This is a genomic window from Delftia sp. JD2 (genome assembly GCF_001682645.1).
GTDB classification, from domain to species: Bacteria; Pseudomonadota; Gammaproteobacteria; order Burkholderiales; family Burkholderiaceae_C; genus Comamonas; species Comamonas acidovorans.
The window spans coordinates 109,614-131,121 of sequence record NZ_LFJT01000009.1 but is presented as its reverse complement, the minus strand read 5'-3'; the positions used below and the strand labels follow the sequence as shown (position 1 = coordinate 131,121).

Below are 21,508 nucleotides of genomic sequence, written 5' to 3'. Positions count from 1 at the left end.
ACATCACCAGCGCTACGGCCTGGAATGCTGACGGCAGGCCCAGCAGGGCCGCCATGCGGTAGGTCTCGATCTCCAGCAGCCGCTGCACCAGCCGCCCCAGGCGGCGTGGCGACAATGACTCGCCGGCCAGCAGCAGCATGCGCGAGAAGCCATCGGCATGGATGGCGAAGTCGGTGTAGACCTTGCCCGCATCGCCGGCCACGCGCGCACCCACCAGCGTGTCTTCCTGCAGCAGGTGGCGCACCAGATGCGGCTCATTGACCGCCTGCTCCTGCAAGGCCCACAGGTGCAGGCCGCTCAGGCACTGGCCGGGCAAGGCCGCCAGCCAGTCGCGCGGCACGTAGTCGATGGCGGCTTCGGGCTCGCGCACATCGTCCATGCCGGCCTGCGACATGGGCTTGCTAAAGGTCCAGCAGACGAACTCCGTGTGCAGTTCCCAGCGCAGGTGGAAGGCGCCCAGGTCGATCAGCACATGGGTGGTCGCCGCATCGGGCGGCGGCAGGTGGTGGTTGCGCAGCAGGGTGGCCACATGGGCGCGGCTGGCCTCGCGCTGGGCCGCATCGGTGAGCATCACCACATGGGTGATGGCCAGCGGCGCCTGCATCTCCTCGGCCGGGCGGGCGTGGATCTCGTTGTGCAGCAGCACGCGCTGCGGGTGCTGGGATGACAGTAGTGGGGACATCGTGACCTCGAAAGACTGCGCGCTATTGTGCAGTCACGGGCGCGTCGGCTCCCAGGCATCCGGGATCAACAGCTTTCCACCGGCATCGCTTGCTGACCAAAAAAAAACGGCCCCGAAGGGCCGTCAAGCAACATGGTTGCAACGCTGAGGCGATCAATCCTCTACGAATGCTTCTTCGCGCTTGTTCTTCACTGCAGGCATCAGCACCACCACCAGCAGCACCACGGCGGCGAGCAGCAGGCCGGCCGAGATCGGACGGGTCACGAACACGCTCCAGTCGCCACGCGACAGCAGCAGCGCCCGGCGCAGGTTCTCTTCCATCATCGGACCCAGGATGAAGCCCAGCAGCAAGGGAGCCGGTTCGGTGCCCAGCTTGTGGAACACATAGCCCACGAAGCCGAAGATACCCACCATCCACACGTCCCAGGTGTTGTTGTTGGTACCGTACACGCCGATCGCGCAGAACAGCACGATGGACGGGAACAGCCAGCGGTAGGGCACGGTCAGCAGCTTGATCCAGATGCCGATCAGCGGCAGGTTCAGCACGATCAGCATCAGGTTGCCGATCCACATCGAGGCGATCAGGCCCCAGAACAGCTCGGGGTTGCTGGTCATCACCTGCGGGCCCGGCTGGATGTTGTGGATGGTCATCGCGCCCACCATCAGCGCCATCACGGCGTTGGGCGGAATGCCCAGCGTCAGCAGCGGAATGAAGGAGGTCTGCGAACCGGCGTTGTTGGCCGACTCGGGAGCGCACACGCCGCGGATGTTGCCTTGACCGAAGGGGACTTCGCCCGGCTTGAGCTTGGTCTTCTTCTCGATCGTGTAGGCAGCAAAGGCCGACAGCATGGCACCGCCACCGGGCAGGATACCCAGGGCAGAACCCAGGGCCGTGCCGCGCAGCATGGCCGGAATCATGTGCTTGAAGTCTTCCTTCGTGGGCATCAGGCCCGTCACCTTGGCGGCGAACACTTCGCGCTCGTCTTCAGGCTTGGACAGGTTGGCAATGATTTCGCCGTAGCCGAACACACCCATGGCGATCACGACGAAGTCGATACCGTCGGTCAGCTCGGGAATGTCGAAGCTGTAGCGGGCAACGCCGGAGTTCACGTCGGTGCCGACCATGCCCAGCAGCAGGCCCAGCACGATCATGGCAATGGCCTTGAGCAGCGAGCCCGAAGCCAGCACCACGGCGCCGATCAGGCCCAGGGTCATCAGCGAGAAGTACTCGGCAGGGCCGAACTTGAAGGCGACTTCCGTCAGCGGAGGCGCGAAGGCGGCCAGGATCACGGTGCCCACGCAACCTGCGAAGAACGAGCCTATGCCTGCGGCAGCGAGAGCGGGTCCCGCTCGCCCCTTTCTTGCCATCTGGTAGCCGTCGATCACGGTCACCACGGACGAGGATTCACCAGGCAGGTTCACCAAAATGGCGGTGGTCGAGCCACCGTACTGCGCACCGTAGTAGATACCGGCCAGCATGATCAGCGCCGCCACCGGAGGCAGGGCGTAGGTCGCTGGCAGCAGCATGGCGATCGTTGCCACGGGGCCGATGCCTGGAAGCACGCCGATGAGCGTACCGAGCAGACAGCCGACGAAGCAGTAGATCAGGTTCTGGAAAGTGAAGGCGACGCCGAAGCCGGTCGCCAGGTTCTGAAAAAGTTCCACGGACGATGCTCCTGCTTAACCGGTGATGAAGCTGGGCCAGACGGGGAACTGAAGATTCAGTGCCCACACGAAGGCCACATAGCTGCCCACAGCAAGGACGGTGGACAGAATTGCCACTTCCTTGAACTTGAAGCTATGACCGCCCAGGCTGGCGATGAACACCAGCGCGTAGATGGCGACGATCAGACCGAACTGGGGAATGCCCAGATTGGGAACGCCGACCAGCAGTACGCCGAACGCGAAGTTCGCAGCCAGGACGAAGAACACTTGCTTCCACGCCCACTTGCCGATCTTGTCACCGCCCGAAGGACCCTTGGTCAGGCCGGTGAAGCAGATGGCCGTGCCCAGAATGGACATCAGCACCCCCAGGATCAGCGGGAAGTAGCCCGGGCCCATGCGGGCACCGGTGCCGACGGTGTAGTTGGTAGCGCCGATCGCAAAAGCGAGGCCGATAACCAAAAACATCACGCCCGAAAAAAAGTCTTTCTGACTCTTGATTTTCACGAGAATGTCTCCTTACGGAATCACGACCCGGCGATTTTGCGTTCAGAAAAACTGTGTCTGGATGTGGATTCCACCTACAAAGGGCATACCCTCATGTCCTACCCGCATGAATGAAAAAGGGTGCCAGCAGGGGGCACCCGATCCATCCGTGGCAAAGGCCTGCGCCAGAGCAGGCACTCACGCTCCAACCCACCAATCGACTGCCCGTCATCCCAGCAAGGGCGTGCTGGCCATGACCTCGTCCAGCGTGGTCACGCCTTCGGCCACGCGCAGGGCACCTGCCAGGCGCAGCGGGCGCATGCCGTCCTGCACGGCCTGGCGGCGCAGCGCATCCATGGAAGGCGAGGTGTGGACCTGCTGCTTGAGCGCCTCGCTCACGGTCAGCAGCTCGTACAGGCCCATGCGCCCGCGAAAGCCCGTCATGCGGCACTCCACGCAGCCCACTGGCTTGTAGGGCTGGTAGCTGCCTGACAGTTTCCAGGGCCGCACGGCCTCGGCCAGCGTGGCGGCCGAGGTCTCCTCGTCGCGCTGCTTGCACTGCGGGCACAGCGTGCGCACCAGGCGCTGGGCCAGCACACCGAGCAGCGTGGCATTGATCAGGTAGGGCGGCACGCCCAGCTCCATCAGCCGGCTCACGGCGCTGGGCGCATCGTTGGTGTGCAGCGTGGAGAACACCAGGTGGCCGGTCAGCGCGGCCTGCACGGCCATTTCGGCGGTGGCCAGGTCGCGGATTTCGCCCACCATGATGATGTCCGGGTCCTGGCGCATCAGCGAGCGCAGTCCCTCGGTGAAGCCGAAGTCCAGCTGAGGCTGCACCTGGGTCTGGTTGAAGCTGGGCTCGATCATTTCGATCGGGTCTTCCACGGTGCTGACATTGACCGCCTCCGTGGCCACCCGCTTGAGCGTGGAGTACAGCGTGGTGGTCTTGCCCGAGCCCGTGGGCCCGGTCACGAGGATGATGCCGTGCGGGCGGCGCACCAGCTCGTTCCAGCGCTGGGCGTCATGGCTGGTGAAGCCCAGTGCATCCAGGTCCTTGACCGTGTTGTCGGGATCGAAGATCCGCATCACCAGCTTCTCGCCAAAGGCCGTGGGCAGCGTGGACAGGCGCATTTCCACCTCGTCACCGCGCGGGTTGCGGGTCTTGATGCGGCCATCCTGCGGGCGGCGCTTTTCCACCACGTCCATGCGCCCCAGCAGCTTCACGCGCGAGACCATGGCATTGAGCACGCCCATGGGCACCTGGTAGACCGGGTGGAGCACGCCGTCGATGCGAAAACGGATCACGCCCTGCTCGCGCCGGGGCTCCATGTGGATGTCGCTGGCGCGCTGGTCGAAGGCGTATTGCCACAGCCAGTCCACCACGCGCACCACGCCCTGGTCGTTGGCGTCGAGCTGCTTGCTGCTGTTGCCCAGCTCCACCAGTTGCTCGAAGCTGGCCGCGCTGGCTGCGCCGCCCGCCTTCTCGGCTGCGCGCACCGATTTGGCCAGCGCAAAGAATTCGCCCGTGTAGCGCTTGAGGTCCAGCGGACTGGCCAGCACGCGGCGCACCTTGCGGCGCGCCTGGCGCTCGACCTCGGCCACCCAGTCGTCGATGAAGGGCTCGGCCGTGGCCACCACCACTTCCTGCGGCGATACCTGCACAGGCAGCACCTTGTGGCGCTCGGCATAGCTGGCGCTCATGATTTCGCCGACGCGGCCCGCATCCACGCGCAGCGGGTCGATGCGCAGGTAGGCCATGCCGCTGCGGGTTGCCAGGTACTGGGTCAGCTCCTCGATGTCCAGCGCGCGCCCGTCACCGGCGCGGGCCACGCCCACGTTGGCCAGCCGGACCAGCGGGTGCTGGGTGCTCTCGGCCTGCGAGCAGCGCGCCACGGTGCGCTGGGCCTCTTCGGCCGTGATCACGCCATCGGCCAGCAGCCACTGCACCAGCCTGCGCCAGTCCAGGGGCCCCGAAGGATTGCTTGGAACAACGGCGGGTTTGGGCTGCGTGGTGGAGGTCGGATCGGACATGGCGTTGGGCCGGAAGCTGAACTGCGCCCTATGGTAAGCCTGCCGGCCGCCCTGCCCGGCCAGCGCCGCTCTACCAGGGCCGCACGAAGATCTTGGGCCAGCGCGTCGTGGGCAGGTCCCAGCGGGCCTGCACCTGGGCGCTGGCAGCCTGCAGCGCGGCGGGGTCGAGAGCGCGCGGCGTGCGCTGGGCCAGCACCACGGTGTTGCCCTCGCGCGTGGGGCGGAAGGCCCACATGGCCTCTTCGCCAAAGGCTTCGGCCATGCGCGCCAGGCTGCGCTCGTAGCTGGAGGTGCGGCCGAACAGGTTGACGGTCATGATGCCGTCCTCGGTCAGCAGATTGCGGCAGTCGGCATAGAACTCGGCGCTGTCCAGCACGGGCGCGGCCGCATCGTGGTCATAGAGATCAACGGCCAGCGCATCGACCGTGCCCAACCACTGGCTCTTGCGGATTTCCTGGGCCGCATCGGCCAGCACCACGCGCAGCGTGTCGCTGTCGGGCGGCAGCTTGAACCAGCTGCGGCACACGGCCAGCACCTGCGGGTTCAGCTCGATGGCCGTGGTGCGCATGCGCAGCTTCTTGTGGCAGAACTTGGTGATGGCGGCCGCGCCCAGGCCCAGCTGCATGGCATGGCGGCCGGCCACGCTGGCGGGCTCCATGAACAGCAGCCAGCCCATCATGCGCTGCACGTATTCGAGCTCGATCTCGAACGGCTCTCGTATGCGCATGGAGCCCTGGATCCAGGGCGTGCCCAGGTGCAGGTGGCGCACATCGCCATCGTCGGAGACGCTGACTTCGGGCAGCTCGATGTCTGCGGCGGTGGTGGCGCTGGAGGAAGAGGATGGGGCTGCCTTGGCGGCGCCGCGGGTCTTGCGTATCACGTCGGGAACAGTCAAAAAAATCAGAGCAATTGATGGGCAGCCAGCGCCTCGCGCCAGGCCTGGACCTTGCGCGCGAAACTCCAGCTCGCGTTGGCCGGGCTGGTCGATGGCAGCTTCACGGCGGCCAGGCCCAGCGCCTGCGTGCGGCCGGCGTGCTTGTAGCTCTCGCCACCGTTGTGCAGGGCCAGCGCCAGCTGCGGGCAATGCGTGCGCAGCGCCACGAAATCATTCACCTCGGCCGCGCGGATGGCGCTGTCCAGGCTGCCTTCGCGCTCGCAGCTGGCATACACGTCCCACAGGCCCAGGCCGCGGGCCAGCAGCCATTCGCAGCGGCCCGCATAGTCGTCGCGGCCGGGCTGCGGATGCCCGGGCCACAGGGCCTGGAGCAAGGGCCAGAACTGGTTTTGCGGATGGGCATAGTACTGCTGCAATTGCAGCGATCGCAGGCCCGGAAAGCTGCCCAGCACCAGGGCCCGGGTCCGCGCATCGGCCACCGGCGCCAGGCCCTGCCAGCGCGGGGCGCCGGGGGGCGGCAGGTCGGGAACGGTCAAGGACATGGCCGGCATTGTCGCCCAGCGGTCGCCGGGCTGCTGGCAGCGGACGGCAAGACCGCTCAGGTTCAGGTTCCGCGCAAGCCTGGTTCAGGCCATGGCGGGCAGGCCTCGCAGCGCGGCACGCGCGTTGCGGCCCGTGGCCTCGGCCAGGGCCTGGGGCGTGATGCCGCGCAACTGCGCAATCACGTCCGCAATGCGTGCCAGCTCGGCCGGCGTGTTGCGGCCCTGGGCCTGGCCCTGGGCACGCTGCCCGGCCGTGGTGTAGAGCCAGTGCGGCGGAATGTCGGGGGCATCGGTTTCCAGCACCAGCGCATCCAGCGGCAGGGCGGCTGCCAGTTCGCGCAGCTTGAGCGCCCGGTCATAGGTCACGGCCCCGCCAAAGCCCAGCTTGAAGCCCAGGTCGATGAAGGCCTGGGCCTGCTGCACGCTGCCGTTGAAGGCATGGGCAATGCCGCCCGCCACAGGCCGCGCGCGCAGGGTCTTGAGCAGCCGGTCGCTGGATTTGCGCACATGCAGGATGACGGGCAGGTCGAACTCGCGCGCCAGCGCGATCTGCTGCTCGTAGAACCAGATTTGCCGCTCCGCATCCAGCCCGGGCACGAAGAAGTCCAGGCCGATCTCGCCCACGGCCACCAGTTGCGCATCGCCGCGCAACCGCGCCAGCGTCTCGCGCAATGCGGCAATGTCCTGCTCGCGGGCATTGGGCGTGTACAGCGGATGGATGCCCAGCGCATAGCTGTCGCCATGGCGCCGCGCCAGCGCCACCACCGTGTCCCAGTGCTCGCGCGCCACGGCCGGTATCACCAGATGTGCAACGCCTGTCTCTGCCGCCTGCGCGCGCACGGCATCGCGGTCGGCATCGAATTCAGGGGCATCGAGGTGGCAATGGGTGTCTATCCAGGCGGGCATGGCCGCATCATGCCACCGGCCCGGGCGGCGCCCGTCCAAGGGGCAGACGATGCCCGGAGCAAGGGCAAACCCTTGGCTTATTGCGAGTCGGCTCCGTTTGACAAAATCAATACACGAATGGCTTGCGCCTCCATAAAAATACATAAAGTAACACTTACACCCCGCATCGGGCTCCCGCATCACCGGCCGGCATGCTTTGGAGAGAGGAATTCCCATGAAGCGCTCAGCATGGAGTCGAATCCTGGACCTCGGTGGCGCACGCCGCAAGGCGGAGCTTGACGGGCAATTGGCCGCCATACACAAGTCCCAGGCGGTGATCGAGTTCGACCTGCAAGGCCATGTGCTGGCCGCCAACCAGAACTTCCTGGACACCATGGGCTATGAGGAGGACGAGGTCATCGGCCAGCACCACCGCATGTTCGTGGACCACCAGATGAGCGAGTCGCCTGAATACACCGCGTTCTGGCAGCGCCTGGGCAGCGGCATCCACGACGCGGGGCGCTACCGCCGCATTGCCAAGGACGGGCGCGATGTCTGGCTGCAGGCAAGCTACAACCCCATCTTCGATCGCCATGGCAGGCCCTTCAAGGTGGTGAAGTACGCCACCGACATCACCGAGCAGCAGCGCCGCAACGCCGACGCCGAAGGCCAGCTGGCCGCCATCTCCAAGGTGCAGGCCATCATCGAGTTCGACCTGCAGGGCAACATCCTGCATGCCAACCGCCTGTTCCTGCAGGCCATGGGCTACACGCTGGATGAGGTCACGGGGCGGCACCACAGCATGTTCGTCCAGCCCCATGAGCGCCACAGCCCCGAATATGCGCAGTTCTGGCGCAAGCTGGCCAGCGGCCAGCACGATGCGGGCCAGTACCTGCGCATCGGCAAGCACGGCCGCCAGGTCTGGATCGAGGCCAGCTACAACCCCATCCTCGATGCCGATGGCCGCCCCTTCAAGGTGGTCAAGTACGCCCGCGATATCACGCGCCGCTTCACGGCCGCGCAGACCCTGGGCGAGGCCATGCAGGGCCTGAGCGAAAGCGCCGAGCACGCAGGCCAGGCCAACGAACTGGCACGCCAGGCCTGCCTGGTGGCCGAGCAGGGCGGACGCACGGTGCACGAGGTCATGGGCACCATGGAGTCCATCAGCGCCAGCTCGCGCAAGATCAGCGACATCATCGGCGTGATGGACGGCATCGCCTTCCAGACCAATATCCTCGCGCTCAACGCTGCCGTGGAGGCGGCCCGCGCAGGCGAGCAGGGCCGGGGCTTTGCCGTGGTGGCGGGCGAGGTACGGGCACTGGCACAGAACAGCGCCGCCGCCGCCAAGGAAATCAAGCAACTCATCCACACCTCGGTGGAGCAGGTGGCACTGGGCGCCAATCAGGTGCGCCAGGCCGGCGGCACCATGCAGGAAATCGTGGATTCCTCTCACCAGGTCACGGCCATCATGGGCGATGTGGTGCAGGCGTCCATGGCCCAGTCGGCACGCCTGCGCGAGGTGACGGCCGACCTGACGGCGCAGAGCGCGGCCGTCGCGGATGCATCCAGGGACCAGGCGCAGCGCAAGCCGCTGCCGGCATCCATCGTTCCCGCTGCGCCGCAGATCAAGTCGGCCCCGGCTGCGGCCGTGCTTCCCGTAGGCGCCCAGCGCCTGCCGGGCACCTTGCTGCGCATGGCCTGAGGCCAGGCTCAGGCCTGCCGGTCAGGCCAGTTGGCCCTGCACCAGGCGCACCATGCGGTCGCAGCGCGCCGCCAGCTGCTCATCGTGGGTGACCATGACGAAGGCCGTGCCATGGCTGCGCGCCAGCTCCAGCATCAGGCGGAACACGGTGTCGGCCGTGCTGCGGTCCAGGTTGCCGGTGGGCTCGTCGGCCAGCACGCAGGCCGGCTGGGTGACCAGGGCACGGGCAATGGCCACGCGCTGGCGCTCGCCCCCCGACAGTTCGGCCGGACGGTGCAGCATGCGTTCGCCCAGGCCCACGGCCGCCAGCATGCGCGCGGCGCGCTCCATGCACTCGGCCCTGTCGTCGCGGCGTATGCGCAGCGGCATGGCCACGTTGTCCTGGGCGCTGAATTCGGGCAGCAGATGGTGGAACTGGTAGATGAAGCCCAGGTGCCGGTTGCGCAGCGCGCCCTGCTTCTGGGCGCTGAGTTCATGCAGGGGCTCGCCCTTGAGGGTGACACTGCCGCTGGTGGGGGCGTCCAGCCCGCCCAGCAGGTGCAGCAGCGTGCTCTTGCCCGAGCCCGAGGCGCCGACAATGGCCAGCGTCTCGCCCGCACGCACCTGCAGGTCGACACCTGCCAGCACCTGCACGTTGAGCCGTCCTTCGGCAAAGCGCTTGGTCAGGCCGCGCGCATCCAGGACCACGGCGCCCTGCTGGGACACTTCGAAACCGGGCATCACATTCACTTCATTCATAGCGCAGCGCCTCGGCGGGGTTCACGCGGCTGGCGCGCCAGCTGGGATAGATGGTGGCGACAAAGGCCAGGACCAGGGAGATCACGGCGATGGGCATGATGTCGCTGTACTGCGGATCGCTGGGCATCTTGCTGATCAGGTAGATGTCCTTGGGCAGGAAGTTGGCGTGCAGCAGGCGCTCGATGGCCGGCACGATGACATCGATGTTGAAGGCGATGCCCAGGCCCAGCAGCAGGCCCGCGAAGGTGCCGATGACGCCCACCATGGCGCCCTGCACCATGAAGATGCCCATGATGCTGGACGGCGAGGCGCCCAGCGTGCGCAGGATGGCGATGTCGGCGCGCTTGTCGGTCACCGTCATCACCAGCGTGGACACCAGGTTGAACGCAGCCACGGCCACGATGAGCGTGAGGATGATGAACATCATGCGTTTTTCCAGCTGCACGGCCGCGAACCAGGTGCGGTTCTGCTGGGTCCAGTCGCGGATCAGCAGGCGGTCGGTGATGGTGTGGGCCAGTTCCATGGCCACGCGCGGCGCCTCGTGCAGGTCCTTGAGCTTCAGGCGGATGCCAGTCGGCCCTTCCAGGCGGAACAGGCGCTGCGCGTCCTCGTAATGCATCATCACCAGGGCCGAGTCGTATTCGTAGTGGCCGGAGTCGAAGGTGCCGACCACATGCATCTGCTTGAGGCGCGGCACCACGCCGGCCGGCGTGACCTGGCCGCCCGGGGCGATCAGCGTGACCATGTCGCCCTGGCGCACGCCCAGCGAGCGCGCCAGCTCCACGCCCAGCACCACGTTGAATTCGCCGGGCACCAGGCGCTTGAGCACCTCGGCATTGGTGGCGGCCACATCGGTGACCTCGCCCTCTCGCGCCGGATCGATGCCGCGCACCAGGGTGCCCTTCATGTCCTCGCCACGCGCCAGCAGCGCCTGGGCCGCGACGAAGGGTGCAGCGCCCAGCACGTCGGGGTTGGCGCGCGCCTCGCGCATGGTGCGCTCCAGATCGGGCAGCGCCGCACCCTGGGGCGCGAAGATCTCGATGTGCGAGACCACGCTGAGCATGCGGTCGCGCACTTCCTTCTGGAAGCCGTTCATCACGCTGAGCACGATGATCAGCGCCGCCACACCGAGGGCGATGCCCAGCATGGAGACGCCGGAGATGAACGAGATGAAGCCGTTGCGGCGCGTGGCACGCCCCGCCCGGGTGTAGCGCCAGCCGACGGCCAGTTCGTAGGGAAATTGCATGGGCATGCATTGTGTCATCGCCCACAGGCCCTGCATGGCGGCAGGCTTTGCCGTCGGCGTGTCAGCGCCGGTGCCGTCCGCGGTCCACACGCGGCAGGGCGTCGTAGCGGCCCTCCGCCTCCAGCGTCAGCGCATGGCGCTGCAGCCTGGCCAGCAAGGTATCGAATTGTGCGAGTTCCTCGTCGCTGAGCACGGACACCAGGTCCAGATGGATCTGGGCCATGCGCGGCAGGATCAGGCCATACATGCGCCGCCCCTCGGCCGTCAGCGACACGGCCACGCGGCGGCGGTCGCCGGGCATGGGGCTGCGCTGCACCCAGCCCTTTTCCTCCAGCCCGCTGAGGGCGCGCGAGGTGCGTGCGCGGTCCAGCTGCGCGCGTTCGGCCAGCTCCGACGACAGCAGGCCCTCGTTGGCAGCCACCGTGGCCATCACGCCCCACTCGCGGCGCGTGATGCCGAAATGCGCCTCGCACATGCGCATGGCCACGCCGCCCGCTGCACCGAAGTAGCGGTTGATGCGAAACAGCAGCATCTGCTGGATGGAGGTGGGAGCGGGACGGGTATTCACGGGGAACAGTTGATTAGATCAATTGCTGCGGGGACTTCTACAGTGGCCCCGTCCGGAAAGGAGACAACGGGAGCCACCGTCCGGAGCCGGCCTGGGGATTCTCGCAAAGCCCGGCGCCCCCGCAGCGCAGAAAGTTCGCCACCATGTTTTCCCTGTTCCAAGCCACCCATGCCACCCATGCCTTGCGCAGCCCGCTGCTGCGGGCCGGCCTGGCCCTTCTGCTGGGCCTGGGCTCCGGCGCTGGCGCCCGGGCCGATGCGACCGCCGATGCCGCGGCCTGGCCCGCCAAACCCGTGCGCATCGTCGTCGCCTTCGCACCCGCTGGCGCCGCCGACATCCTGGCGCGCAGCCTGGGCGAGGTACTGCAGCGTGAACTCAAACAGCCCTTCGTCGTGGACAACCGGCCCGGCGCGGGCGGCAACATCGGCACCGACAACGCGGCCAAGGCGCCCGGCGACGGCTACACGCTGCTGGTCGGCATCGACACGACCTTCACCGTCAATCCCTTCATCTACAAGAGCATGCCGTTCAAGGGCGCGGACCTGCGTCCCGTGATGATGATTGCCTCGCAGGGAATGATGGTGGCCGTCAACCCGCGCACCGGCCTCAAAACCCTGGACCAGTTCATCGCCCAGGGCAAGAGAAGCGGCCTGACGCTGGGCTCGGCCGGCTACGGCACGCCGGGCCACCTGGCCTCGGCCATCCTCACCCATGCCACGGGCGCCAAGGTCAGCCACGTGCCCTACAAGGGCAACGCCCCGGCCAGCACGGCCGTGCTGGCGGGCGAGGTGGACGGCGGGATCATCAGCTCCTCGGCCATGCTGGGCCAGGTGGCGGCCGGCAAGGTCGTGCCGCTGGCCGTGACCACGCGCCAGCGCAACCCGCTGGTGCCCGGCGTGCCCACCGTGGGCGAGCTGGGCCACAAGGACCTGGAGCAGGAAGTGCTGTTCGCCCTGTGGGTGCCTGCCGCCACGCCCGAGCCCCTGGTCGCAAGAATCCAGTCCGCGCTGGAAAAGGCCATGAAGGATCCGGCCCTGCGCGAGCGCATGCGCGCCAACGACCTGTTCTACGAAGGCCTGACCGGCCCGGCCGCCGCCGAACGCATACAGGCGCTGGCCGACCGCTACCGGACCGTGATCCAGTCCACCGGAATGAAGATGGAATGAGCGCCGCCGCTTCCCGCCCACAACCCTGCACAGAGCGCATTTCCATGTCCCGTCCCAATATCCTCTTCATCGTCGCCGACGACCTCGGCTATGCCGACCTCGGCTGCTACGGCGGCCGCGCGGCCGACTTCGGCCCGGTGTCTCCCGTGCTCGACCGCCTGGCCGCCAGCGGCCTCAGGCTCACCCAGGGCTATGCCAACTCGCCCGTGTGCTCTCCCACGCGCTTTGCCCTGGCCACGGCGCGCTACCAGTACCGCCTGCGCGGTGCGGCCGAGGAGCCCATCAACAGCAAGACACGCGGCACGCCGCTGGGCGAGAAGCTGGGCCTGCCGCCGGACATGCCCACCGTGGCCTCCATGCTCAGGGATGCGGGCTACCGCACGGCGCTGATCGGCAAATGGCACCTGGGCTACCCGCCGCACTTCGGCCCGCTGCGCTCGGGCTACGAGGAATATTTCGGCCCCATGTCGGGCGGCGTGGACTACTTCACCCACCTGAGCAGCTCGGGCCAGCACGACCTGTGGGTGGGCGAGGAGGAACACCATGACGAGGGCTACCTGACCGACCTGCTGTCGCAGCGCAGCGTGGACTTCGTCCACCGCATGGCCCAAGGCGATGCGCCCTTCTTCCTGAGCCTGCACTACACGGCGCCGCACTGGCCCTGGGAAACGCGCGAGGACCGCAGCACGGCCGAGGCGCTGGGCGCAGGCATTGCCCACCTGGACGGCGGCAACATCCACCAGTACCGCCGCATGATCCACCACATGGACGAAGGCATAGGCTGGATCGTCGAGGCGCTGCGCGCCAACGGGCAGCTGGACAACACCCTCATCGTCTTCACCAGCGACAACGGCGGCGAACGCTTCTCCGACAACTGGCCCCTGGTCGGCGGCAAGATGGACCTGACCGAGGGCGGCATACGCGTGCCCTGGATCGCGCACTGGCCGGCCGTGATCGCACCGGGCCGCAGCAGCCCCCAGCACTGCATGAGCATGGACTGGTCGGCCACGGTGCTGGATGCCGCCGGCGTGCAGGCGCCAGAGGACCATGCGCTGGACGGCATCTCGCTGCTGCCCGTGCTGCGGGCCGAAGATGCCGAATTCCCACGCACCCTGCACTGGCGCATGAAGCACCGCGGCCAACGTGCCCTGCGCGATGGCGACTGGAAGTACCTGCGCGTGGACGGCATCGACTACCTGTTCGACCTTGCCGCCGACGAGCGCGAGCGCGCCAACCAGGCAGCGCGCGCGCCCGAGCGTCTGGCCGCCATGCGCAGCGCCTGGGAAGACTGGAACCAGGGCATGCCGCCCATCCCCGAGGACGCCACGGTCAGCCTGGTCTCTTCGGCCCGCGACATGCCCCAGCGCTGAACCGCGCTCCAAGGGGAAAAACGAAGGCGCCGGCACTGCGGCACCCCATGCCCGACAATAGCGGCCATGCTTTTGACCGCGCCCCTGGTGTCCTCCACCCAAGCCCCGCTGGAGGAAACGACCGAATGGATCATTCCCTATGCCGGCGGTCCGTCCTCGGATGCAGCGGATGACGCTGCCGTCGCGGCCGTCTGGGGCGGACTGGAGCTGCCCCATCTCCAATCCCTGCTGGCGCTGATGCAGCCCGCGCCCGCACAGACCGGCACGGAGATGGATTTTTCTCCCCCCCACGAACGCGCCCTGGCGCGCTCGCTGGGCCTGCCCGATGCGCCGGGCCTGATTGCCTGGGCCGCCTGGCAGGCCGGTGAGACGGCGCAGGCCTGCGCCTATGTCACGCCCTGCCACTGGCACATAGGCGCAGACCAGGTCCACCAGAGCGATCCCGCCACCACCCCCCTCAGCGATGAGGAATCCCGCCAGCTGCTGGCCCTGCTGGCGCCCTGGTTCGCTGACGACGGCATCGTGCTGGAGTACCAGCAGCCGCAGCGCTGGCTGGCGCGCGGTGCGCTGTTCGATGACCTGGCCACGGCCTCCATGGACCGCGTCATCGGCCGCGACGTGCGGCCCTGGCTGCCCGATGCGCAGCAGGCGCGCGCCCTGCACCGCCTGCAAAGCGAGGTGCAGATGCTGCTCTACACCCATGTCTTCAACGACGCCCGCGCCGCCCGCGGCCAGGTGCCCATCAACGCCTTCTGGGTCCACGGCGCCGGGCGCCTGCAGCCCGGCACGGCCACCGGCGCCAAAGCCGCCGTGCAATGCCTGGACGACCTTCACGCCGCAGCCCTGCAGGGCAACCCCGCTGCGTGGCGCGAGGCCTGGAAGGCGCTGGACGCCGGGCTCATCGCCCGCCTGCTGGAGCGCGTGCGCGCAGGCCACCCGCTCACGCTGACGCTGTGCGGCGAACGCCATGCCATCGCATGGAGCAGCCGCCCGCCGCGCTGGCTGGACAGGCTGACGGGCCTTTTCGGCCCCCGCGCCCTGCCCGACCTGGGCCACATGCTCTGACACATTGCCCATGAAAATCATCCCCCGCGAGATCCCTGCGCAGCAGGCCTCGGCACTGCGCCAGGCCGGCGTCCACCCGCTGCTGGCCCAGCTCTACGCCGCACGCGGCGTGTGCTCCGCCGACGAACTGGACGACACGCCTGCACGCCTGCTGGCCCCCTCCGGCCTGCTGGGCATGGAGGCCGCCGTGCGGCTGCTGGCCGATGCCATAGAGCGCGGCCTGCGCCTGTGCATCGTGGCCGACTACGACTGCGACGGCGCCACCGCCTGCGCCGTGGGCTGGCGCGGCCTGCGCATGCTGGGCGCGACCGAGGTCAGCTACCTGGTGCCCGACCGCGTGGTGGACGGCTACGGCCTGACGCCGCCCATCGCACGCCGCGTCAAGGAAACCGGCGCCGAAGTGATGGTCACCGTGGACAACGGCATTGCCAGCGTCGAAGGCGTGGCCGAGGCCAAGGCCCTGGGCCTTCAGGTGGTGGTCACCGACCACCACCTGCCCGGCAACCACCTGCCGCTGGCCGATGCCATCGTCAACCCCAACCAGCCCGGCTGCAGCTTCGAGAGCAAGTCCATGGCCGGTGTCGGCGTGATGTTCTACGTGCTGCTGGCCCTGCGTGCCGAGCTGCGCGCGCGCGGCCGCTTCGACAAGGCCAATCAGCCCCGGCTGGAGGCCCTGCTGCCCCTGGTCGCCCTGGGCACGGTGGCCGACGTGGTCCGGCTGGACGCCAACAACCGCCGCCTGGTCGCCCTGGGCCTGAAACAGATCCGCCGTGGCCAGATGCAGCCGGGCCTGCTGGCCCTGTTCGAAGCCGCTGGCCGCAAGGCCTTTGCGGCCACCACGTTCGACTTCGGCTTTGCCCTGGGCCCGCGCATCAATGCCGCAGGCCGGCTGTCCGACATGACCATCGGCATCGAGTGCCTGACCACGGACGATGCGGGCCGCGCCGCCAACCTGGCGCAGATGCTGGACGCCATCAACCGCGAACGCCGCGAACTGGAAGGCGGCATGCGCGAGCAGGCCCTGCTCATGGCCGAAGGCCTGTGCGAGGACGGCATGACGCCGCCGGCCGCCATCAGCGTGTTCGACCCCGACTTCCACGAGGGCGTGGTCGGCATCGTGGCCTCGCGCATCAAGGACCGCATGCACCGGCCCAGCTTCGTCTTCGCCGCCAGCGGCGCGCCGGGGCACGAGCATGAACTCAAGGGCTCGGGCCGCTCCATTCCCGGCTTTCACCTGCGCGACGCGCTGGACCTCGTATCCAAGCGCCACCCCGGCCTGCTGCTGCGCTTTGGCGGCCACGCCATGGCGGCCGGCTGCACCATTGCCGAGGCCGGTTTCGCGGTGTTCGAGAAGGCCCTGGCCCAGGTGGCACAGGAATGGCTGGACGCGGCCACGCTGACGCGCCGCATAGAGACCGACGGACCGCTGGACCCGGATTTCCGCAAGCCCGAAATGGTCGAGCAGCTCAATCTCGCGGTCTGGGGCCAGGGCTTTGCCCCGCCCACCTTCAGCGAGCAACTGGAAGTGCTCTCACAGCGCCTGGTCGGTGAAAAGCACCTGAAACTGCAATTGCGCCATCAGGGCGAAACCGTGGACGGCATCTGGTTCGGCCATACCGACCCGCTGCCGCCATCGGCCTGCATTGCCTTTCGCATGGACATCAATGAATGGCGCGGAGAGCGCAAGGTGCAATTCCTGATCGAGGGAGTGCATTCGGACGCGTCCTAGAGACCCGGGGCGCCATTCACGGTGCCCCTCGGTTAATATCCCCGGTTTTTGCAACAAATTATTGCAAATTCATTCCAAGAAAACCGGGGAAATACTCATGACCTCTCGCCTGTGGCCTTGCACGGCCATTGCCATCACCCTGGCCGCCGGCCTTTCCGGCTGCTCCACCACCGAGCAATCGCGCACGCTTGAAACAGCCAAGCCCGCTTCTGCATCCAGCGCCTATCAAGGCCCGCGCAGCCCCATTTCCGTGGGCAAATTCGACAACCGCTCCAGCTTTCAGCGCGGCATTTTCTCGGACGGCGTCGATCGTCTCGGTGGCCAGGCCAGAACCATCTTGGTAACCCACCTGCAGCAAAGCGGCCGATTCAGCGTGCTGGACCGCGACAACATGTCCGAGACCCGCCAGGAAGCGGGCTTCAACCGGCAGGAGCAGGCGATCAAGGGCGCCACCTACGTCGTGACCGGCGACGTGAGCGAGTTCGGCCGCAAGGTGGTCGGGGACCGCCAGTTCTTCGGCGTGCTCGGCCGTGGCAAGGAGCAGGTGGCCTATGCCAAGGTCAGCCTGAACATCGTCCGGGTGCAGACCTCCGAAGTCGTCTATTCGGTGCAGGGTGCCGGCGAATACAGCCTGTCGAACCGTGAAATCGTGGGATTCGGCAGCACGGCCGGCTATGACTCCACGCTCAACGGCAAGGTACTGGATCTGGCCATCCGCGAAGCCGTGGACAAGCTGGCAGCCGGCATTGACAGCGGCGCATGGAAGCCCGCGCAATGAAGCGCCCCATCCATTCGGCAACGGCCCTGGCCGCGCTGGCCATCTGCGCCACGTTGGCCGGCTGCGCCGCGCCGCGCCAGCCGCTGTATGCCTGGAATGACTACCAGCCCCAGGTCTACCAATACCTCAAGGATGACGGCAGTACCGGCGCCGAGGACCAATTGCTCAAGCTGGAAGAAGCCCGCCTGAAGGTGCAGGCCGAGGGAAAGGCACTGCCGCCCGGCTACCGCGCCCATATGGCCATGCTCTATTCCCGGACCGGCAACAACGAAAAGACGGTGGAGCAACTGGCCGAGGAAAAACAGCATTTCCCAGAGTCCGCCACCTTCATGGACACGCTGCTGCAAACCTTCACGGCCCGCAAGAATTGACATGCGCCTGACCGATCACATCAAGACCCTGGCTCTTGCCATGACCGTGGCGCTGACCGGGTGCGCCACCACCGCGCCCTATGACTATTCGGCGCTGCGGGCATCCAAGCCTGCCTCCATCCTGGTCATGCCTGCGCTGAACCAGTCCCCGGAAGTGAATGCACCGGCGGGCGTGCTGTCCCAGATCACGCTGCCGCTGGCCGAGGCCGGCTACTACGTTCTGCCCGTGGCTGTCACCGAGGAAATGTTCCGCCAGAACGGCATCGTCAGCGCCGACGACGCCCAGGAACTGCCCGTGGCCAAGCTCCGTGAAATCTTTGGCGCCGATGCGGCCCTGTACCTGAACATCCGCAATTACGGCACCAGCTATGCGGTGATCAGCAGCGCCTCGGTGGTCACGCTGGAGGCCAGGCTGGTGGACCTGCGCACCGGCACCCAGCTGTGGGATGGCAGTGCCACGGCCTCCAGCGCCGAAGGACAAAGCTCAGGCGGCGGACTGGTCGGCATCCTGGTGACGGCACTGCTCAACCAGATCCTGGACACCATGAACGACCGCAGCGTGCAGATCGCCTCCATCGCCAACCAGCGCCTGCTGTCGCCCATGGCGCAGCGCGGACTGCTGCCAGGCCCGCGCTCGCCCGACTACGGCAAGCCGCGCAACTGACGAAGGCCTGCAGGCCGGCGCTGACTTGCACGCCGGCCTGCATCCCCGCTCCTCCCGCTCAGAAGGTCTCCCAGTCGTCGTCCGCCCCGGCCTTGGCTGCTGTCCTGGCGGGGGCTTTCGCCACAGGCTGCTGGATCTTCTGGGGCACCGGTGCATTGCGCACGGCCGGCGCTGGACGTGCGGGTGCCGCAGGCGCCGGGCGCACCGCAGCAGTTGCACCGATAGATGCCGGCCGGCGTGCCGCTGCGGTGGCCGGCACGTGTGCCCTGGCCGGCGCCAGTGCGCTGCCCTCCTGTCCCAGCTTGAACACCGCCACCACCTCGGACAGGCGCCGCGCCTGGTCCTGCATGGCCAGCGCAGCCGCGCTGGATTCCTCGACCAGGGCCGCGTTCTGCTGGGTCATCTGGTCGAGCTGGGTCACGGCCTGGTTGACCTGGCCGATGCCGTCGCGCTGCTCGGTGGACGAGGCCGTGATCTCGCCGATGAGGTCGCTGACGCGGCGCACGCTGGAGACGATTTCCTCCATGGAACGCCCCGCCTGCTCCACCTGCTTCGAGCCCGACTGCACGTTGTCCACGCTGGTGGTGATCAGCAGCTTGATTTCCTTGGCGGCCTCGGCGCTGCGCTGGGCCAGCGAACGCACCTCGCCCGCCACCACGGCAAAGCCCCGGCCCTGCTCGCCAGCGCGGGCCGCTTCCACGGCGGCGTTCAGCGCCAGGATATTGGTCTGGAAGGCAATCCCGTCGATCACGCCGATGATGTCGGCGATCTTGCGGCTGCTGTCCGTGATCTGCTGCATGCTGGTGACCACCTGGGCCACCACGGCACCGCCCTGCTCGGCCGCCTGCGCGGCCGTGGCCGCCAGCTGGTTGGCCTGGCGCGCCGTGTCGGCCGACTGGGTGACGGTGGCCGTCAGCTCTTCCATGCTGGCCGCCGTCTCCTCCAGGTTGGCCGCTGTCTGCTCGGTGCGCGAGGACAGGTCCTGGTTGCCGCTGGCGATCTGGTTGGAGGCCGTGGACACAGACTCCACGCCAGAGCGCACTTCGCCCACCACGCCGCGCAGCCGCTGCGCCATGCCGTTGAGTGCGCCCAGCAGATGGCCCAGCTCATCGCCCCGGTTGCTTTGCACCGAGCCCGTGAGGTCGCCTGCGGCAATGCCGTCGGCCAGGGCCACGGCCTGGTCCAGCGGCCGCGTGATCGACCGCATGATGGCCACCCCCATGAACAGGCCCAGGGCCACGATGACCGCACTGGCCAGCGCACCGATCCAGTACGCCTGGCGCCGATGGGCCACGCCTTCCTCGCGCGCCAGCTCGCTTTGGCGCTCCAGTTGCTGCACGAAGGCTTCCTGCGCGCTGTTGTAGCGCTCGGCCGCCGGGCGCAGCTGCTTTTCAACGATGTCGAACGTGGTGGCGAAATCGCTGGCCTTGCGCGCCTCCTGGGCCGCCGAGTTGGCCTTGAGCGTCTCGCGGCGCTCGGCCGCCACGGCGTCCAGCGCCTGCTTGGACTGCGTGCCCAGCTGCAGGTCGCCCACCTGCTTTTGCAGCACGTTGATGCGCTCTATGCCCTTGCTCATCAACGCGCGCTGCTGCGCGGCCAGCGTCTCGTCGGGCGACATGGCCGCGACGATGGAGCGCTCCACGCTCATCTGCGTCAGATGCCGCCACTCGCGCGCCAGCGTGGCGCCGCTTTGCGCGGTCATCACATCGGTGTTGATCTTCTCGTTGACCCCGTGCAGATAGACCAGGATGCCGCCGTTGACCACCAGCATGCTCACCAGCAGTCCCAGCACCAGGGCCCACAGCTTCTGGGCGACCGTGATTTGATTCAGATTCATGGAAAAACCGATCTTTTTTATAACAATGCCGGAGCCAGGCCATGGCGCCCCTGCCGCCCATCGCTCCGGAAACCATTCTTGTCCACCCTTGACGGCGCCTGGCTGATCATCGTCATGCATCCGTCACTATTGAGGCCTGTTAACCCGCACTCAGGGAAGTCCCCCAGCCGCACTTCCCGGCTCGGAAAAGCACCGACACCTACAATGGACCGGTGCCCAAGTCCTATCTGAACGCCGATCTGCATAGCCACTCCGTGGTCTCGGATGGAACGCTGACGCCGGAGCAACTGGCCGAACGCGCCGCCTCCCGGGGCGTGCAGCTGTGGGCGCTGACCGACCATGACGAAGTCGGCGGCCAGCACCGCGCCGCCGCCGCCGCGCGCGCCTGCGGCATGGACTACCTGACGGGCGCCGAGATCTCGGTGAGCTTTGCAGGTGCCACCGTGCACATCGTGGGACTGGGATTTGACGCGGACGACCCCGCCCTGCTCGAAGGGCTGCACGCCACGCGCGATGGGCGCGGCCCACGCGCCCGCGAGATGGCTCGCCAGCTGGAGCTGGCCGGCATCGAAGGCAGCTACGAAGGCGCGCTGCGCTTCGCCGGCAATCCCGGCCTGATCTCACGCACCCATTTCGCACGCTTTCTCGTGGAATCGGGCCGCTGCCGCGACACGGGCGAGGTGTTCCGCCACTACCTGACCGAAGGCCATCCCGGCTACGTGCCCCACACCTGGGCCCGCCTGGCCGATGCCGTGCGCTGGATCACGCAGGCCGGCGGTGTGGCGGTGATCGCCCATCCGGCCCGCTACGCGCTGACGGCCAACGAGGAATACGCGCTGTTTTCCGAATTCAAGGCCCATGGCGGCCAGGGCGTAGAGGTCGTCACCGGCAGCCACCGGCCCAGCGAATACACCATCTATGCCGACATGGCGCGCGAATTCGGCCTGGCCGCATCGCGCGGCAGCGACTTCCACAGCCCCGAGGAATCGCACACCGATCTGGGCGACCTGCCCTACCTGCCGGGCCAGCTGACGCCGGTATGGGAACTGCTGAGCGAGCGCATACAGCTGGCCTGAGCTCCTCCCGCCAAC

20 protein-coding genes are annotated in these 21,508 nt (G+C 67.6%); 9 read left to right on the top strand and 11 right to left on the bottom strand.

The genetic code is table 11. The features are described 5' to 3' along the window. The 7 genes from ACM14_RS07700 to ACM14_RS07670 form a co-directional block, all read right to left on the bottom strand. Nucleotides 1-682, bottom strand: a 682-nt coding sequence (locus ACM14_RS07700) for a DUF3422 family protein (protein WP_139093388.1), incomplete at its 3' end; no start/stop codon positions are given. A gap of 153 nt (nt 683-835) precedes the next feature. Then, a complete protein-coding gene (locus ACM14_RS07695; protein ID WP_012207191.1) occupies nt 836-2,347 on the bottom strand; it encodes a tripartite tricarboxylate transporter permease in 1,512 nt (503 codons plus the stop codon). A 15-nt stretch (nt 2,348-2,362) separates the two neighbouring features. Next, entirely contained in the window at nt 2,363-2,851 is a 489-nt protein-coding gene (locus ACM14_RS07690; protein ID WP_013800891.1) for a tripartite tricarboxylate transporter TctB family protein, read from the bottom strand. Between the two features lie 207 nt (nt 2,852-3,058). Continuing rightward, a complete protein-coding gene (locus ACM14_RS07685; RefSeq protein ID WP_065345789.1) occupies nt 3,059-4,861 on the bottom strand; it encodes a GspE/PulE family protein in 1,803 nt (600 codons plus the stop codon). Nucleotides 4,862-4,931: 70 nt separating this feature from the next. Continuing rightward, nucleotides 4,932-5,741 (bottom strand): spermidine synthase, encoded by an 810-nt coding sequence (locus ACM14_RS07680; RefSeq protein WP_065345788.1) that lies wholly within the window; start codon nt 5,739-5,741, stop codon nt 4,932-4,934. 20 nt (nt 5,742-5,761) lie between these two features. Continuing rightward, complete coding sequence (locus ACM14_RS07675; RefSeq protein WP_012207195.1) at nt 5,762-6,307, bottom strand: DNA-deoxyinosine glycosylase; 546 nt, start codon at nt 6,305-6,307, stop codon at nt 5,762-5,764. Between the two features lie 75 nt (nt 6,308-6,382). Beyond that, entirely contained in the window at nt 6,383-7,204 is an 822-nt protein-coding gene (locus ACM14_RS07670) for a TatD family hydrolase (RefSeq protein ID WP_065345787.1), read from the bottom strand. 214 nt (nt 7,205-7,418) lie between these two features. On the opposite strand from ACM14_RS07670, the gene ACM14_RS07665 reads away from it, so the two are divergent. Then, nucleotides 7,419-8,885, top strand: coding sequence for a methyl-accepting chemotaxis protein (locus ACM14_RS07665; protein ID WP_065345786.1), 1,467 nt, complete (start codon nt 7,419-7,421; stop codon nt 8,883-8,885). Nucleotides 8,886-8,906: 21 nt separating this feature from the next. On the opposite strand, the gene lolD is transcribed toward ACM14_RS07665, so the two are convergent. The 3 genes from lolD to ACM14_RS07650 all read right to left on the bottom strand — a co-directional run bounded on the left by lolD (nt 8,907) and on the right by ACM14_RS07650 (nt 11,401). Continuing rightward, nucleotides 8,907-9,623: a lipoprotein-releasing ABC transporter ATP-binding protein LolD gene (gene lolD / locus ACM14_RS07660; protein ID WP_013800885.1), complete on the bottom strand. Its 717-nt coding sequence runs from the start codon at nt 9,621-9,623 to the stop codon at nt 8,907-8,909. Next, nucleotides 9,616-10,869, bottom strand: coding sequence for a lipoprotein-releasing ABC transporter permease subunit (locus ACM14_RS07655; RefSeq protein ID WP_063328596.1), 1,254 nt, complete (start codon nt 10,867-10,869; stop codon nt 9,616-9,618). Before ACM14_RS07655 ends, lolD begins: the two co-directional genes overlap by 8 nt. A 61-nt stretch (nt 10,870-10,930) precedes the next feature. After that, the gene (locus ACM14_RS07650) at nt 10,931-11,401 is read right to left on the bottom strand and encodes a MarR family winged helix-turn-helix transcriptional regulator (RefSeq protein ID WP_034396824.1); all 471 of its coding nucleotides are present in this window, start codon (nt 11,399-11,401) and stop codon (nt 10,931-10,933) included. A 179-nt stretch (nt 11,402-11,580) separates the two neighbouring features. Here ACM14_RS07650 and ACM14_RS07645 point away from each other — a divergent pair, with 179 nt between their 5' ends. From ACM14_RS07645 to ACM14_RS07615, 7 genes are all read left to right on the top strand, one after another. Continuing rightward, on the top strand, nt 11,581-12,603 hold the full coding sequence (locus ACM14_RS07645) for a tripartite tricarboxylate transporter substrate binding protein (protein WP_065345785.1): 1,023 nt from the start codon (nt 11,581-11,583) through the stop codon (nt 12,601-12,603). A 44-nt stretch (nt 12,604-12,647) separates the two neighbouring features. Further along, nucleotides 12,648-13,973: a sulfatase gene (locus ACM14_RS07640; RefSeq protein WP_065345784.1), complete on the top strand. Its 1,326-nt coding sequence runs from the start codon at nt 12,648-12,650 to the stop codon at nt 13,971-13,973. Between the two features lie 66 nt (nt 13,974-14,039). Next, complete coding sequence (locus ACM14_RS07635) at nt 14,040-15,038, top strand: phosphoglycerate mutase (RefSeq protein ID WP_065345783.1); 999 nt, start codon at nt 14,040-14,042, stop codon at nt 15,036-15,038. A gap of 10 nt (nt 15,039-15,048) precedes the next feature. Next, nucleotides 15,049-16,767 (top strand): single-stranded-DNA-specific exonuclease RecJ, encoded by a 1,719-nt coding sequence (gene recJ, locus ACM14_RS07630; protein WP_065345782.1) that lies wholly within the window; start codon nt 15,049-15,051, stop codon nt 16,765-16,767. A 97-nt stretch (nt 16,768-16,864) separates the two neighbouring features. Beyond that, nucleotides 16,865-17,545 carry a CsgG/HfaB family protein gene (locus tag ACM14_RS07625; protein ID WP_065345781.1) on the top strand — a complete coding sequence of 227 codons (681 nt, stop codon included), beginning with the start codon at nt 16,865-16,867 and terminating at the stop codon, nt 17,543-17,545. Beyond that, complete coding sequence (locus ACM14_RS07620) at nt 17,542-17,916, top strand: DUF4810 domain-containing protein (protein WP_043825006.1); 375 nt, start codon at nt 17,542-17,544, stop codon at nt 17,914-17,916. Before ACM14_RS07625 ends, ACM14_RS07620 begins: the two co-directional genes overlap by 4 nt. Nucleotide 17,917: 1 nt before the next feature. Beyond that, nucleotides 17,918-18,580, top strand: a complete 663-nt coding sequence (locus ACM14_RS07615) for a DUF799 domain-containing protein (protein ID WP_013800877.1) — start codon at nt 17,918-17,920, stop codon at nt 18,578-18,580. A 58-nt stretch (nt 18,581-18,638) separates the two neighbouring features. Here the strand turns inward: ACM14_RS07615 and ACM14_RS07610 are convergent, their stop codons facing one another. Continuing rightward, complete coding sequence (locus ACM14_RS07610) at nt 18,639-20,417, bottom strand: methyl-accepting chemotaxis protein (protein WP_065345780.1); 1,779 nt, start codon at nt 20,415-20,417, stop codon at nt 18,639-18,641. Nucleotides 20,418-20,629: 212 nt separating this feature from the next. On the opposite strand from ACM14_RS07610, the gene ACM14_RS07605 reads away from it, so the two are divergent. Continuing rightward, a complete protein-coding gene (locus tag ACM14_RS07605) occupies nt 20,630-21,493 on the top strand; it encodes a 3',5'-nucleoside bisphosphate phosphatase (RefSeq protein WP_013800875.1) in 864 nt (287 codons plus the stop codon). Nucleotides 21,494-21,508 lie beyond the last annotated feature (15 nt).